Below are 16,805 nucleotides of genomic sequence, written 5' to 3' on the forward strand. Positions count from 1 at the left end.
AGCGGTCGAGGAAGTAAAAAGACGATTGAGAATTATATTCGTAATCAAGGTCGTCATAATGATGTCAAGCAGTTGAAACTTTTTGAATTGTGAAAAATAAAATAATAACGCCCTGCGCTCTTGGCGCAGGGTTCTTTACATGAAAATAATGCAATTCGAAAGAGATAAATCGCAATTCATGTCATCGCTGAGAAAAAACGTGAATGATTATTTCAAAGAGAAAGGAATATCCACTAAGGGAAACTGGAAGACAGCCCTGAAATCTTTTGTAATGATTTTCATTTACCTGGCTCCTTTCATTTTGATGCTCACCATTCCCATGTACGGCTGGATGATTTTCCCGCTTGCTGTTATTATGGGAATAGGCATGGCAGGCACAGGCATGTCGGTGATGCACGATGGGCTGCACGGGTCATCTTCCAAAATAGGGTGGCTGAACGAATTGATGGGAAGCACTATTTATATGCTCGGCTCCACCACCTTTAACTGGAAGATTCAGCACAATGTTCTTCATCACACATTCACAAATATTCAGGGAATGGATGAGGATATTGAATCAAGGACTGCTTTACGGCTGTCCGTTCATGCGCCCCTGAAAAAAATTCACCGCTTTCAATATATCTATGCGTTCTTCCTATATAGTTTAATGCTGCTCAGAAAATTGGTAAATGATTTCTATCAATTGCACCGTTATAACAGAAATGGATTTATTCGCCAGCAAAACTCCAAGCCGACCCTTGAATACATAATACTTATCGTTTCAAAACTTATTTTCTTTTTCACTGCAATCGGATTGCCGCTTTTGTTCTCCGATTTTACCTGGTGGCAAATTCTTCTTGGCTTCGTTATCATGCTTTGCACAAGCGGGTTTATTATGGCAATTGTTTTTCAGATGGCGCACCTGGTGGAAGGAGTTGAACAGCCCCTGCCATCTTCAAATGGAAATATTGAAAACGAATGGGCAATTCACCAGTTGCAAACCACTTCAAACTTTGCGCGCAACAATCCTTTCATCAATTGGTTTGTAGGCGGGCTGAACTTCCAAATCGAACATCACCTTTTTCCAAATATCTGCCACATTCACTACCGAAAAATTTCTCACATTGTGGAAAGAACAGCCCGCGAGTACGGACTTCCTTATAATATGAAGCCCTCTTTTGTGAAAGCGCTTGCTTCGCATACAAGAATGCTGAAGGTGCTGGGGAGAAAAAATTTGCCCCGACCCTAACCCCGCACATAAACAGAGTAAGAGCCGCATAAACCCCTCGCATAATTTTTATGTGCGGGGCAGGTAAATTCCAAATTCAAATACCAAAATCCGAAACGAATACAGTTTTGCTTTGTTTTGGTCATTTGAATTTTGATGATTGGATATTACCTGCCTGCGCAGGCAGGTTTGTGTTTTGTTTTTTGTGATTTGAGTTTTTAGAGGTTCCCATAAAGTGTGCTTAAAAATATTTCAAAACAGAAGATAAAAAATATGAAAACACAGATGAGATAAGGATAAAGAATAACGCGCGAAGGATAGAATCAGAAATCGTTTTTGTTTCAAAAGATTGTAGACCCGCTATTCATCGGGATAAACACCATCCTTACCTGAACCTACCTGCGGCAGGCAAAGAATTTATCAATCATTTAATCCCTTTCCATTGAGAATTTTCTGCATACATTTCTCTACCCTTGACTCACGGGTTTTGGATTGTTTGGGTGCAGAAAAAAAAAGATTATATGCTCTTTGTCGTCCCGGTGTCAATGCATCAAAAGCTGTTTTCAGGGCAGGGATTTCATCTAATTTTTTTTGAAATTCTTCAGGAAATATAAGTTCTGTATTCTTTTTGAAATCTACTTTCAAACCGGCTTTTTCCACTTCAATGGCTTCATTAATATAGGATTTCAAGATGGTTTCCATTTTCACTATTTCCCGAACATTGGTGAACCGGATCTGGCGCCCTGCCTGCACATTCTTCGTTTGTTGGATTAGAATACCATTGGTATCATGTAACAAGGCGCCTTTGAAAAACAAAAGCGCACAGTATTCTTTAAATCCATGTATTAAAACTATGTTACTTTCCTGAAACGTGTAACAAGGAACACCCCACTTTAATTCTTCAGTCAGACCGCAGGTAAGAATGATCATTCTCAATTTTTTGATTTCTTCCTGCCACTTTTTTGCCTTGCCGGCAGGCAGGTTGGCTTTACTAAAATAAAAATCAACCTTAGGATTCATTTTACTTTTTGTCATAATAGGTTATTTTATTTACAAGTGTCGGGGTTATGTAATCGTTTATCCTTCCTGCCAACAGTCCAATTACTGAGGCATATACTTCATCAAACTTTCAATAGAGGGAGCGAGTGAGCCCTTGGGATATTTATCCTGCAGGAACTTTGCTGTTTTGCGGGCTTCGTCAAAATAACCAATGTTGTAATAGGCATACACGAGTTTGAAAAGCTGCAGTTCATTTTTATCAGCGGGCAGGTTGTAATTGTTTATGAGCTGCAGACGCGTGGCGGCTTCATCGGCATATTGGTTGTGGTCTGAGTAGGTCTCCACCTTTTTTTCATACACCAGTTGCTGCAGGGCGTTTTGTTTGTCCTCTTCCATTATTTTCTGCTTTTCGTTAAAGTCGTTCTTAAGGCTTACAAACTCTCTCTTAAAACGCATGGAGTCTTGCGCATAAAGTATTTTATCGTTCTGAAAGTTTTTCAGTTCGGCTTTGGCTTCTTCGGTTTTGCCCTGCGCCAGCACAGAGATTATTAAATGTTTCCAGGCATCGTAGCGGTAGTAGGTGCTTTTTGCTGTTTCGTTTTGCTTTAAGTAAAGACGCATTACGCTTTCCTCAAAGGAAAAATCCATGCTTTCGTCCAGTTCTCTTCCGTCTCTTGCCAGTTGTTCAATTTCTTTTTCATTTTTGTCTGCAAACTTTTGCTTTGCTTCTGTAACAAACTTTTTTTGTTTCTCTATTCCTTTTTTGTTGGAGATTATTTCTTCTTCAACGCGGATGGCTTCATCTCCGAAGATTTTTGATTTGGCTGCTATCTTGTCAAGCGTAACAACATCCTCAAAACGCTCTGCCGCATTTCTGAATGTGAAAAGTTCTTCTATGCTGAATTTATTATCGGCAATCATTCCTTTGAGCAGTTCGTCTCCAAAACCCAGCACGCGCTGTGTGTAAATGTTTTTATAAAACTCATAGTCTTTTTTTGAGGAAAGCTCCAGCGCATTTTTGAATTTATAGCTGTCGAAAAAATCTACATACACTTCAAGTTCTGTTTTCATCAGCTCTTCGTCAATCACCGCTTTTCCTTTTTCGCGTTTCTCCAGTTCGGCAACTGCCTGTTCCATGTACATCTTAATACTGGAGTAATACATGCTTGTTGGGTATTTCTCCATGAACTGTTTTCCTGTTTCAATAATTTTCTGATTATCTTTTAACGAATAATGGGAAAGGCATTCATAGTATAACATCATTTCTCCAAAGGTGATAGCCACCGTTTCTCCGTATAGTTTGAAATCATCTTTAATTCCCTTCGTGCGCAGTTCATTATTGAATGAAAGAATCTTTGTGTAACTCCACGAGGTGAGCAGCATTGTCCACACTTTGCCGATCTGCTGCCCCAGCAGTGGGTCTTTAGTATCAATACCTGCTATGAGCTTTTTAGTTTCTTCTGCAACGCGAAGTTCGTGCTGCTTGTCCATTTCCTTCATCCATGCTTTTAACTCATCTAATTTGTTTTTCGCAAATCCGAAATCGGGAAACTGTTTTACGGTGCTGGCAAGGAGTGTGCTGGCATCATCGTTCAATCCTTTATCGGCAAAGTCAAGTGCTTTTGAATATTGCACCACGGCATTCAGTCCCACATTATTATTTTTCGGTGCGAGTGAAGATGTTGCGGGAAGACTGAGCTTCATTTGTTTTGTGATGAGTTCCACCAGTTGTTTGTAGCCGGTGAAGAAATCATCCTTATTGCAGTTCACCGATTCCGCCATGATAATTTTTCCACTCTGCACATCCACCATGCGCGCGTCAATGCGGAGCACGTCATTCAGAAAAATGTAAGCGCCTGTGAGAATGGATTTAGCACCGAGACCTTTTCCCAGTTTCTGCGCGGTGGCTTCGTCAAAGTATTTGCTTTTGTTCAGTTCTATTTCTTTGAGGATGTCTTCCAACCGGCTGCGTTCCACAATCGTCACGCCCTGAATTTTGCTGAGGTCGGTTATCAGCATATCGGAAATACCTTTTGAAAGCGGGTCGTACGAAACTATGTGAGAAGTGTTATCGAAATAAGAAACGGCAATGGTTTCGGCAGCCAATACATTTACCGCAGAGAACGCAGAGAGAATACACGCAGAGAACGCGAAGAATACTCTGTGCCCTTTGCGGGTTGTATCTCCGCGCTCTTTGCGTTTAAAGGCTGTTAAAAATATCCGCATTACAGATTTTTATTTAAGAATAAAAACAAATTGCCCGCCTTCATCTCCGGTATTTTTTATCGGCTGGAACATAGGAGTTTGCTCTGAATTATTCACGATGGGAACTTTAATGCTGTCATAAAGCTGGCTTGCATCCAGGTATTTATCCTTGTTTGCTTCAATGCTCTTGATAAAATAATACGCGAAGATGGAATGTCCGTCTTTGCCTCCATCCATCAGGGCTCAATTCCTCCTGAGGAAATTGCTTTGCGTGAGTTAAGATTATAGACCTGCTTATAATATTTCTCTGACTGCTCAAAAGGAACTGAGATGGTATTTCCTCTGAAAATATCTCCGCTGAAACAGGCATCCGAAATCATCAGCGTGTGCTTTGATTTAATGGCTGCGAGGAAAGTTTGAATATCGTTGTTGGAAATATAAGACGAAGTGGAACTGCTCGCAGCATCCACCGGAATCCAATATCCTTTTTTGAGACTGGCTTTGAACTCGCCATGACCGGAAAAATAAACCAGCACATTATCATTCTCGGAAATATTTTCAACGAGCCATTCAAATTTATCGAAGATGGCTGCGCGTGTGGCTTCTCCATTATAAAGTGTAATGAACTTATCGAATTTATATTTAGCAGTTAAAACAGATTCGATTTTCTTTGCGTCATTCACGGCAGTGTTAAGGGTCGGCCATGTTCCGCTGTACTTATCAATACCTATCAGCAATGCATAATATTTTCCGGTTCCGATAGGTGCGGTTCCTTTACTTACGTTCAATCCTTTTAAGGGATCGCCAGTGCCGCGCATTTTATTTTCTACAGAATCCTTCGCCAACATGTTGTTTATTTTTATCGACTCTTTCCTTGCCGGTGCAAATCCTTCATTCTCCATTAATACCACATTTAGTATTTCAGAAGCCTCCTGATGATTTCCCTTATCAATTGCATCAAGCGCCTTAGAATATATCTTAGCCGCCTGGTAACTGATCTCCTGTTCTTTTCCGGATTTATTGAAACCGGTTGTTTCATCCTCACTTAATTTAACATCCAGGTTGGTCAATATCTTCTTGACCAGTTCTTTTTCCAGCGAGAAGAAACTTTTAGTTTCTCCTTCCACACCGTCTGACTTCAATATCTTTCCTGTCTCTACATCAATGATCCTTGCATCTACCCTGAATGTTCCCATCATTTCAAAAAATCCTCCAGTCAGTATTATTTCAGCGCCAAGCAGCTTTCCGATTTTCGAAGCAGTGGCAGCGTCAAAACTTTTTGAATTGCTCATCTTCTGTTCCTTGAGAATCTCTTCGAGTCTGTCCCGCTCCACCAGACTAAGCGTTTTAACAGTTGAGAGATCGGTGATCAGCATATCCGCCAAACCTTTTTTTAATTTCTCCAAAGCCGCATCGCCTGAGTTATCAAAATACAGTATGGCTACGCGTGTTGGTTTGTCATTTCCACTGGCGAATGAAAATGTAACCACTAATGCCAGAATCAGTATGCTAAGTATTTTTTTCATGAAAGAAGTTTTACGACTGGTGAAAAAAGATTATTTATTATTTGCGCTTTGTTTTTCGGTATTGCGCTTTAGGTTCGGCAGCAACGGATAAAGACTCCTTATGTTCAGTTTTGTAGATTCGTTTGCTGTCTAAATATAGCGTATCGGGACAAAGGTCTTGCCCTGTTGCCCAAGCAATACTTCCGAGAAAAGGTTTGACTTTCTTAAACTTTGAATATTTTTTTAATTGCCTGAAAACTCCTATTGGGAGGTAGGGTTTCATATCAAATATTCGCTTTTGTCTGTTTGCAAAAGTAAGTACAAGAGTGAAATCCGGATTCGCTTTTACTGCTGTAATTCTCGGGTTCATTTTTATTATTTTAACGGTTCTATTTTACGCGGTTGTTTTCCACTTTGTGCAAGTTCCCAGTCTGCCATCAGCTCTTCCTTATGTATTTCAATCCATGCTTCAACTAATTTTCTTTTGTTAGCAAAAATTTTTCCTTCCAGTAATTTGCCCGATGGAATAGCAAATACTGATTCTTCACCCTGACATTTTACATGAATATGAGGTAAATGATGTCCCTTCTTATCCATGAAATACATCATGATAAATATTCCATAGAACATTGAAATAACAGGCATGTGCAAAGATAAAACAGTTTAGTGTATTATCAACATAATCATTTTTTGTGATTTTAATTTATACTTTTGAAATGTGTCTGAAAAAACTCAACATACCAAATCTCATTCCCAAAGGGACAAGTACGAAAAGCAATTCACTGCCGAACTTGCTCGTCTGAATAAAGAACAGCGCAAAGCTGTGGAACATATTGAAGGTCCCGTGATGGTGATTGCCGGTCCGGGCACGGGCAAAACACAAATCATTGCCGGGCGCATTGGTTATATTCTTAAATCTGATTTACAAGTTGCTCCGCACAATATTCTTTGTCTCACTTACACCGATGCGGGAACTGTTGCGATGAGAAATCGTTTATTGCAATTCATCGGTCCCACGGCTTACCGCGTTAACATCTACACGTTTCACGCTTTCTGCAACGATATCATTCAGCACAACCTGGATTATTTCGGCAAGCGCGAACTGGAACCCATTTCAGAACTGGAGAATGTGCAGCTGCTTCAGGACATGATAGATTCTTTGGATGCAAAACATCCGCTCAAGAGATTGAAAGGAGATATCTATTATGACATTCCCCGAATGAATGATCTGTTCAGGATGATGAAGGAAGAAGACTGGACTCATGAATATGTTTCAAAACAAATTGATGAATACATAAATGATTTGCCGAACCGCGAAGAATTTTTATACAAGAAAGCAAATTCAAAAGCAGGAATAAAAGTTGGCGATGTGAAGAAAAAAGATGTGGACGAAGTGAAAGAGAAAATGGAATTGCTCCGCGCTGCGGCAGACCTTTTCCCTCTTTACTGCAAGATGATGAAAGACCGCGACCGCTATGATTATTCGGATATGATTTTGTGGGTGCTGAATGCATTTAAGAAAGATGAAAACTTTTTGCGCGGTTATCAGGAATGGTATCAATACTTTTTGGTGGATGAATATCAGGATACCAGCGGTGCGCAGAATGAATTATTGCAACTGCTGATAGACTTCTGGGATAATCCGAATGTGTTTGTGGTTGGAGATGATGACCAGTGCATTTTCGAATTTCAGGGTGCTCGCGTAAAAAACATGACTGCTTTCTTTGAGCGCTACGAAAAAGAGATGGAAGTTGTTATTCTTAAAGAGAATTACCGCTCCACACAAAAAATTCTTGACTCTGCAAAAGCTGTGATTGATAACAATACTCAGCGCCTGGTTAATCAGGAACCGATTCTTAAAAAAATTCCGAATCTGAATAAAACGTTGGTTGCCTCTAAAGTCATGAGTCATGAGTCATTAGTCATTAGTCCACAACCAAATCTTGTAGCATATTATAATACTGCCCACGAAGAGGCTGACATAGTAGAACAACTCTCAAGACTCAAAACTAACGACTCAAGACTATCTGAAGTTGCCATCATCTACGCAAAGCACCGCCAAGCAGAAAATATAATTTCTCTTCTCGAGAAAAAAGGAATTCCCTACAACGTAAAAAAGAAAATAAATATTCTTGAACTGCCCATCATTCAGCAGATACTGAACATTCTTACTTATCTGAAAGAAGAGAACCACAAACCCAACAGCGGTGAGCATTTGCTGTTCGAGATAATGCACTATCGGTTTTTCAATATCTCTCCGCGAGATGTAGCGAGAATCTCTTCTCACCTTGGAAAAAATTACGGAACACGCTGGAGAGAGTTCCTTGCGAACTATGATGAACTGAAAAAACTGAATCTGGAAAACTACGGTTCCGTTATTTTCTTTGAAGAGAACATCACACGCTGGCTCACAGAAGCCTCCAACTCTACACTGCAAATCCTCTTTGAAAAAATTCTGGAATGGGGAGGAATCAGGAAACATATTCTTGATTCCCCTGAACGTACCTGGTTATTGCAGGTGGTTGCTACCATTTTCGATTTCATCAAATCAGAATCGATGAAACGACCGCTTATCAGCATAAAAGAATTTGTAGAGATGATTCAGCAAATGAGAGAAACAAAAATTTCTCTCTCGATAAATAAAACAGTATACGAGGAGAACGGGGTGAACCTCATCACAGCGCATTCCGCAAAAGGACTGGAGTTTCAGCACGTGTTCATGATTGGCTGCACGACCGACTTCTGGGAAAAAGCAAGAGGCATGTCGAATAAATTTTCTTTGCCTGACACGTTAACATTCACAACAAAAGACGAAGAAAATAAATTAGAAGGCGCCCGCAGATTATTTTATGTAGGAATGACTCGCGCCAAAGAACATTTACAGATTTCGTTTGCTGATAAAACAAACGAAGGAAAATCTCTAGAGCACTCACGCTATGTGGAGGAAATAATCGAAAAGACAGACCTTGCTATTGAAAAGAAACATTTATCCTCAGAAAAAATATCTGAATACACTGCTCTCTCACTTACTTTACAGGAAACCGCCACAGCACAGAATGTTCTTGCTCTTAAAAAAGAATTTATTGATTCTGTGCTCGAAGATTATTCGCTGAGCGTAACGCACCTTGATAAATATTTAAAATGTCCGGTTGCGTTCTACTACGAAAACATCTTAAGAGTTCCTTCAGCAAAGAATGAAGATTCCGCTTTTGGTGTTGCGATGCACAGCGTAATGAAATGGCTTTTTGATGAGCGGGTTAAAACTTCCAGATTTCCTCCTAAGCAGGACTTCTTAAAGACATTTGAAAAAGCGTTGCTCAAAGAAAGAAGTTCTTTCACCGATGTGGGATTCAAAAACAAAATGAGTCTGGGAGAAAAATATTTGCCTGAGTACTTTGATAAATATGTGAACTCATGGAACACTATCGTTGTCACAGAGATTCCAATTAAAAATGTGGAAGTGGACGGAGTTCCTATCAACGGGAAACTCGATAAAATAGAATTCACAGGAACCGATGCCAATGTGGTGGATTACAAAACAGGCATTCCTGAAAAAGGTTTAAAAAGATTAAATCCTCCCAGCGAAAAAGAACCCAATGGTGGAGATTACTGGCGCCAAATTGTTTTCTACAAAATTCTTTTAGACAGTTACAAGCGCAAAGACTGGAAAATGGTTTCAGGCGAAATAGATTTTTTATTGAAAGACGAAAAGAAGACAAAAGATTTTGTGAAAGTAAAATTAGTTGTGAGCAAAGAAGATATTGCCATCGTAAAAAAACAAATCAAAGACACCTACACCAAAATAATGAATCACGAATTCACGCAGGGTTGCGGAGAAGAGGATTGTGTGTGGTGCAGGTTTGTGAAGAACCAGTAGCCCATCCTACCTGCCCGTCCGGCAGGCGGGAATCCTTCCCAATGGGAAGGACTTTCAGTTGTAAAATAAAAAATTGTTTTGCTCCCTTCCCTTGGGGAAGGGCGGGGATGGGCTTCTTATCTCGCCACCACAATCTTCTTGCTGAAAACTTCATCGCTGGTGGAAGCGCTCACAACATAAATTCCTCCTGCTAACTGGAGTTCTGCATTGAGGAGATAAGAACCGGTAATGCCAGTGAAGTTTTTGGTGTAAAGATTTTGCCCGAGAATATCGGTGACAATCACACGCACGTTTTTGTTTTCCGCTCCGCTGATGGAAACCCAAACATTTCCGTTGACTGTTGGATTCTGCCCGATGACCACATTCAATCCTCCGCTTCCGCAGGAAGAAAGAGAAGCGGAAGAAAATACTTCTGTTGTGCCGTTGAAGTCAGTTTGTTTCAAGCGATAGTAGGATGTTCCGGAAAGAGGGTCTGTATCGGTGAAAGAATAATTATGAATGGTTGAAGTGTTTCCTGCACCGTTCACTAATCCGATCGGCAGGTAGTTCAACGCATCAGGACTTCTTTCCACAGTAAAAAAATCATTATTCAACTCAGATGCAGTTGACCATTTCACATTTACTTTTCGGTTATCGCATTGAGTGATGAATGTCAGAAGTTCAACGGGAAGAATGTTTGTCTTTTTCACTAGCACAAATGGCTGGGAAGAAGTGGTAGTGAAAACAGAAACTCCGTTTGCCTGCGCTGTTTCTATTACGGCACCCGTACATGCGGTGCCGGGGTTTAGTGCCGGAGCCACCCAATTAGGTCCTCCATTCCAGTATTGCGCAGTTACTACATCTGCAGGACATAAAATACCTGTTATTGTATTTTCCACTGTTCCGCGATACGAAAAAGTTAAATCTGCCGAGGGCGCGCTCACACCGTTTTCCATTTGCAATCTCCAGAATCTGTCCACCGCCATATTGTTTAAGTCAGAAAGAGGACCGGAAGGATTCATGTTTGTAACCGTATTCGGAAGCGGAGTGTTCGGAGCGCCCGTTGCGTAAGTGGAAACAGCAACATTAGCGTCTCCTGCTGTTTTATTAAAAGTGAAAGGTAGATAATCCGTAGTGCTGTAGCCAAATGGATACACATAACTTCCGGTTGCAGCGCCTTCGTTCCACTTCACAAAATTATAATCGCTTTCAGAAATAATATGACCGCCATTAACAGTTCGGATGATGCCTAAAGCGTTTGGTTGATTTACTACAAGATAAACCGGAGTTATATTTGTTCCTCCGTTCATGGTAACGAATGCTCCGTTGAGAACGAGGGCGTTGTTTTGAGAAAAAGAAATGTACGATGTACAAAGTACAATGTACAATGTAAAGAAAACTGTTGCGATTGTACCTTGTACTTTGTACTTTGTACTTTGTACTTTCCTAATGATTTGTTTTCTCATGTCGTTATTAATTACAAACATAACAATTATTATTACTTCTTTTTCAACATCTCTATTTCCTTTTGCATTTCTTCTATCACTATTCGCTGTGCTTCCAATGTTTTGTTTTGCTCATCAAGTTTTTTCTGCATGCCGATTTGATTCAGATTAATCGCTTTGATGCCTGCCACCAACAATCCATCCATATCGCCTAAACCATATCCTTTAAAATTCATCCCTTCTTTTCCTTTGCCGGTAGAAGTGGCATTAAGCAGTTCAGAATATACTTCTTCCGGAAGTGATTGCGCTTCCACTCCAAGGTGCTGGTATTTTCTATACGCAACGCCATCTTTTTTACCAGCCACATCGCTTTCATTATTGTATCGGTATTTGATAGAATGTATTTGCATGATATTATTTAAGCACTGATTGTAATCACTTTCTTCAAGAGTATAAATATCTTTTTTTGAATTTATGTCGCTCCATGCGTTAAAACTTTGTGCATAAAAAGGAACACCGGTGCTGCCCGCTCCATCCATCGCAACAATACCCCCGTTATTTAACAGACTTAATTGTGATGCATACCATCCGGGCCAGTGAAAGGTAATGCTTGGAAGATAAGCTGCGGTGGCATCAATTTGAAATATTCCAAGTGCGTCATTCCAGTTGTCAAGTGTCCTTCCGGAAATAACACGTGCTCCACCGGTTGTGCCTACCACTACTTCAAGCATATATCCGGGAGCAGTTGTTCCGATGCCAAGCCATCCATTGTTATAAATTGCCATAACGCCAGCGCTCGGTGAAAAAATACCTGTGTTTGTTGTCTGATTATATAATCCGGTCCAAGCGCCATTATTTCTATACCAACCATTGTTGTAAGATTCCTGAATATTTGTTATTGCTTGTCCGTTCATGTTAAGTGTGGTGGTAGCTGTATGATTGCCGAGGTTATCTCCATAGCTGCCGATATTGGCAGTGGTAATAATTTTTGTCCACGCTTGCGCTGGATTATTATTTGTTTTTCTGAACCAAAGTTCCTGATCGAAAAAACTTCCTGCAATTTGCAGCGCATAATTATTACCGGGATTACTGTGGCGTACATCTATAAGATGCTGCCATCCTGAAGCGCCTGCGTAGTAATTGGTAACGGTTGCACCATCGTTTTCAAAAAAACCGCTTTGAGCGCCAGCATTTCCCTGCAAGCCGGCATTAAGTCGGGTTTCAGTTCTTTGATTGCCGTTGCCAAAAGCAAACGTTCCGGTGTTTAAATCAAGGCGGTAGGCAGGAGCAGTTGTGCCGATGCCCACATTGCCGGTGCTTCCCTGCACAAACATTTTGTCACTGTTGGCAGTTCTGAAATAAATATTTCCTGCCGCAACAGGAGCATTAAAAAAAGAATTGGTGCCATCGGTGAGTACTGAATAATCAGCGCCATCTTTCCACCATGAAGCATATCCATTACCATAAGTGGGGTGAGTTCCCATATACGCATTGGGTGTGGCAGAACCCGCTCTCACATTTCCAACCACATCAAGTTTTGCTCCCGGAGCTGCCGTTCCGATGCCGACATTAGTTCCATTATCATAGATAATACTGCAAACCGCAGAAGCGCCATTTGATTTAACAACATAATTTGCCGAGCCGCATCCAACAGGACCTGCGGGACCTGTCGGACCTTGTGCTCCATTGGTGCCATTTGTTCCTGCAGTGCCGGTTAATCCAGTGGGACCAGTTACACCGTTAGTTCCATTGGTGCCGTTAGTTCCATTGGTGCCATTTGTTCCTGCTGTGCCGGTTGCACCAGTAGGACCAGTTACACCGTTTGTTCCATTGGTGCCGTTCGTTCCGTTCGTACCATTTGTTCCTGCTGTGCCGGTTGCACCTGTGGGACCAGTTACACCGTTAGTTCCATTCGTTCCGTTAGTGCCATTGGTGCCATTTGTTCCTGCTGTGCCGGTTAATCCGGTGGGACCAGTTACACCGTTAGTTCCATTGGTGCCGTTAGTTCCGTTAGTACCATTTGTTCCTGCTGTGCCGGTTGCTCCAGTGGGACCAGTAACTCCGTTTGTACCATTGGTGCCGTTAGTTCCGTTAGTACCGTTTGTTCCTGCTGTGCCGGTTGGTCCGGTTGGTCCTATGGCTTGCACCCACTTTGCGCCATCCCAGTACCAGTATCCGACTCCTCCGCCTGTCATAGCAGCATTAGTATTATAGATAAGTAAACTTGTTGCGGGACTTGCAATGGTTATCACATCTGTTGTAGAAGTTAAACTCACGCGCGGGATGAGCAGCCCTTTGTTGGCAAAGTCAACATCCAGTCCTGCGGAAGAATTAGGAGCAGCGCCTGTGGGATTGATGCCGATGTTTTGGGCGGAACAAGAAGCCCATCCTAAATCCTTCCCGAAGGGAAGGACTTTCAGGAGTGAAGAAGAAAAAAACATCCCTGCTGCGAGAATGATAATTTTATTTGTCATGATGAAGATGGATTAGATGAAAGAACAAAGTAAGTAATAAAACAAGACATCAGGAAATAGTTGAAGATGTTTTTAAAAAATATATATAAACATGGAACTAACGCAGCCCATCCCCAACCCCTCCCGAAGGGAGAAAATCCCCAGTCCTAATACACCCTTCAGGGTTGGGGCAAACAAAAAAATCCCGGGTACTGTGCTTCTCCGGGATTTTTTTTTGCGGATTAAGTTTTCGGTTTATCAGACCCCTGCTTTTGTCGCCTGTATCACAACTTTTGGCACTCAGACATCTCCGAAAGGAGACCTTCGGACAACTTTGGTCATTCAGAACACAACGTTGGTCGTTCATATCTCAACTTTGGTCGTCCAGAACTCAACTTTGGTCGGCAATAGTTGAGTTATTGGAGGCAAAAGTTGAGTTCTGAGAAGCAAAAGTTGAAAATCTAACAAAAACAAAATAAACATAGCCCAACAAAGTCCTTCCTCAGTTCCCTTCAATTGGCGCCTTGCTCCATGGAGCGTATTGGCGCCATCGGGAAAGGTTAGGGATGGGCTGATGGGCTTCCTAATGCAAATCTCTTCTGATAGAGCGGGGCAGCCGGTCGAGCGTTGGCAATATGATAAACGCTTCGCGCGAAGGAAGCCAGAGGTTGCCTTCCACCACCGCATCGGTGAGCGAGCCGTCTTTTATCCAGTCAAGAAACACTTTTGGATTTTCTGCCACAATAATAAAATCGGTTTTCCTGGCAACTCCCGCTGCAATGCCCATTTTGCTTTTTCCGATAACAAAAGTGAAATCGCCACCGCCTGTTTTAACGCCCACGCTGAATTTTTTTCCCGCCAGGTTTTGCTTGGCGCGTTTGCTCTTTGCCACATTTGCCGACATTTCCTTCAGCGATTGCATCAGGGTATCATAAATCGGTTTCAACAGCTTGTTGATTTTTATCTTCGGAAGTTTGGGGCTTTCAAAGTTGAGTTCGCGTTCAAAGAGAGGCGCTTTCTTTCTGAGCTTTGCCGGAACTTCTGACATAGGCACCCAGAATATGTCAAGGATAGAACCCACTCTTGTATCGGCAAAAACCAATTTAAGTTCAATGCCTTTAACAAAAACTCCCGGGCGCGGAATGCCTGTGGTGGTTCTCAATCTTGAAGGAAGAAAGGATGCCACCTTAGAATCGGTTGCAACATCCACATATCCGCGGCAGAAAGGCGCCTGTCCGATAAAAGACTGGGAAGGGAAAATAGTGATAGGCGCTGTTTGTGCCAGTATTCCGCGATGCGGAAGAGAAACTTCTTTCATCTCGGCAAAGTTGCACATAGGGCAATTCCAGGTGGCAGCAGTCACCATCACCTGTCCGCATTTGGTGCACTTGCTTCCGATAAGCCGCGCATCTCTTAATGCCATGAAAAAGCGCGAGTGTTCACCAAAGGTCTGCTTATAAAGCGTTGCCATGCTGGTGTTGAACTGCAGATACTGCTTTCCGTCTTTCCCGGTAACTTCCGTTGTTTCTTTCGGAAGATTGAATTCGGGTTTTAATACCATTTCTTTCATATGAATAAAGATTACACCGATTAGAAAAAAGATTACGGTGATTATTGTCTACTGTATATTGTCTACTTTTTTTATATTATTTACCTTCCACCTTCTAATTCAAGCACTACCGCTCCGCCAAACACGGCATTGATTGCTCCCGTTCCGTGCACTAAACTATAGCGGATATTGCGGGCAATCATTTCTCTGCGTGCCGACCAGGTTGAGAACATATTGGAACCGCCCACAAAGTGCCCGCCAAAAATAAGTCCGCCCGATGGATTAATTAAAAGTTGTCCGTTGCGTGGCGCATCATGTTCGCCAAGTTCGCGTATGTCAGCCATAATATGGTTGTCAACAAGAGTGCGTGTTTTTCCGATCGGAACAAATCCCATCTCGCCCATGGTAACCATGAATTGAGCGATGAAAGCATCGTGCAACTCAATCAGCTTAATATCTTTTGGAGTTACTCCTGCCATTTTATATGCGCGTTCAGCAGCAATGCGGTCTGATTCAATCCTGTAAAGCGGTTTGTAAGACCCGCCTCTGCCCGGGTTGTATGATTCATTTGCAGCGCCAACACCTTTCACCCAAATAATCGGGCTTCCGGTTCTCTTGCTGATTTCTTTTGCTTTCTCCTCGCTGGCGAAAAGCAATCCTCCGGCTCCTTCAGTATACATGCAAACTTCGAGCAAACGAAGGAACGGAGCAATGATCCAGCGCGATTCAAGCACTTGTTCGGCAGTAACTTTTTCATCTCTTCGTTGCCCGAACGGATTACGGTTTCCTTGTCGGCAAAGCATCTCAATAATTTTTGCGCGAACCACCGGGTCGTTAATATCGTTAGGATGATTATCATTATACGCCATGCAGACCTGCATATACGAATCGCTTGCAGTGGCGCCAAGCGGATATTCAAAGAATGGGTCCCATGATTTTGCAATGGTGTCAATCACCATCGGAGTTTCTGTTTTTGAAATGGGGTCAAAGCAATCGGTGGCTTTTTCACCGCCAATACAAAGCACTAAATCAGAATAACCGGATGCTACTTCCATAATGGCGGCTCGCATGGCATAAAAACCGGTTGCTCCACCTGAAGTAACACGCACTCCGGGTTTGTGATGCATTCCGATAATGCCGGTGAGTGAACTTTCAGGAATTGCCTGGTGTTCAAAAATATCGTTGTAGATACCATAGACAACCGAATCCACTTCTTCGGTATCCACTTTGGCATCTTCAAGGGTTGCTTTGGTAGCCTGCTGAAAAAGATTCCAGTAAGTTGCTTCCACCCAGCGGCTGCGGCAATCGGTGATGCCTGCTCCAACAATTCCAACGCGTCTCATATTATATTTTATTTAATAGTTGCGACAAATGTATAAAACAATTAATATCAGCAATGTTGATAAGAAATATTTCGGATGATTCAGCATTTACACCAATGTTATTAACTGATGTTACGCAGAAAAGCAATTAATCCCGTAGGATAATCTGTTCGTTACAAGTTTATGTCTACAACAATCATATCCAACGGGATTAACCGCAGAGAACACAGAGAAAACAACACGCGGAGAGCCGCAGAGAAAATG

General features: G+C 41.9%; 12 protein-coding genes. 2 read left to right on the forward strand and 10 right to left on the reverse strand.

The window, feature by feature from the left end:
- Window positions 1–139: 139 nt before the first annotated feature.
- Window positions 140–1,228: an acyl-CoA desaturase gene (locus HY841_05640; protein MBI4930224.1), complete on the forward strand. Its 1,089-nt coding sequence runs from the start codon at window positions 140–142 to the stop codon at window positions 1,226–1,228.
- Between the two features lie 399 nt (window positions 1,229–1,627).
- On the opposite strand, the gene HY841_05645 is transcribed toward HY841_05640, so the two are convergent.
- From HY841_05645 to HY841_05670, 6 genes are all read right to left on the reverse strand, one after another.
- Complete coding sequence (locus HY841_05645; GenBank protein MBI4930225.1) at window positions 1,628–2,242, reverse strand: YdeI/OmpD-associated family protein; 615 nt, start codon at window positions 2,240–2,242, stop codon at window positions 1,628–1,630.
- A gap of 66 nt (window positions 2,243–2,308) precedes the next feature.
- Entirely contained in the window at window positions 2,309–4,432 is a 2,124-nt protein-coding gene (locus tag HY841_05650) for a hypothetical protein (GenBank protein ID MBI4930226.1), read from the reverse strand.
- 9 nt (window positions 4,433–4,441) lie between these two features.
- The gene (locus tag HY841_05655) at window positions 4,442–4,648 is read right to left on the reverse strand and encodes a hypothetical protein (protein ID MBI4930227.1); all 207 of its coding nucleotides are present in this window, start codon (window positions 4,646–4,648) and stop codon (window positions 4,442–4,444) included.
- Complete coding sequence (locus HY841_05660) at window positions 4,648–5,937, reverse strand: caspase family protein (GenBank protein MBI4930228.1); 1,290 nt, start codon at window positions 5,935–5,937, stop codon at window positions 4,648–4,650. Before HY841_05660 ends, HY841_05655 begins: the two co-directional genes overlap by 1 nt.
- Before the next feature lie 37 nt (window positions 5,938–5,974).
- Window positions 5,975–6,286 (reverse strand): DUF2442 domain-containing protein, encoded by a 312-nt coding sequence (locus HY841_05665; GenBank protein ID MBI4930229.1) that lies wholly within the window; start codon window positions 6,284–6,286, stop codon window positions 5,975–5,977.
- A 5-nt stretch (window positions 6,287–6,291) separates the two neighbouring features.
- Entirely contained in the window at window positions 6,292–6,561 is a 270-nt protein-coding gene (locus tag HY841_05670) for a DUF4160 domain-containing protein (protein ID MBI4930230.1), read from the reverse strand.
- A 73-nt stretch (window positions 6,562–6,634) separates the two neighbouring features.
- Here HY841_05670 and HY841_05675 point away from each other — a divergent pair, with 73 nt between their 5' ends.
- Window positions 6,635–9,793, forward strand: a complete 3,159-nt coding sequence (locus HY841_05675; protein ID MBI4930231.1) for an ATP-dependent helicase — start codon at window positions 6,635–6,637, stop codon at window positions 9,791–9,793.
- Window positions 9,794–9,909: 116 nt separating this feature from the next.
- On the opposite strand, the gene HY841_05680 is transcribed toward HY841_05675, so the two are convergent.
- The 4 genes from HY841_05680 to HY841_05695 all read right to left on the reverse strand — a co-directional run bounded on the left by HY841_05680 (window position 9,910) and on the right by HY841_05695 (window position 16,562).
- Window positions 9,910–11,238 carry a T9SS type A sorting domain-containing protein gene (locus HY841_05680; GenBank protein ID MBI4930232.1) on the reverse strand — a complete coding sequence of 443 codons (1,329 nt, stop codon included), beginning with the start codon at window positions 11,236–11,238 and terminating at the stop codon, window positions 9,910–9,912.
- Window positions 11,239–11,270: 32 nt separating this feature from the next.
- The gene (locus tag HY841_05685) at window positions 11,271–13,691 is read right to left on the reverse strand and encodes a tail fiber domain-containing protein (GenBank protein MBI4930233.1); all 2,421 of its coding nucleotides are present in this window, start codon (window positions 13,689–13,691) and stop codon (window positions 11,271–11,273) included.
- 562 nt (window positions 13,692–14,253) lie between these two features.
- Window positions 14,254–15,231, reverse strand: coding sequence for a hypothetical protein (locus HY841_05690; protein MBI4930234.1), 978 nt, complete (start codon window positions 15,229–15,231; stop codon window positions 14,254–14,256).
- An 89-nt stretch (window positions 15,232–15,320) separates the two neighbouring features.
- A complete protein-coding gene (locus HY841_05695; protein ID MBI4930235.1) occupies window positions 15,321–16,562 on the reverse strand; it encodes a thiolase family protein in 1,242 nt (413 codons plus the stop codon).
- Window positions 16,563–16,805: the final 243 nt, after the last annotated feature.

This window comes from Bacteroidota bacterium (assembly GCA_016213405.1).
In the GTDB taxonomy this organism is placed as follows: Bacteria; Bacteroidota; Bacteroidia; order Palsa-948; family Palsa-948; genus Palsa-948.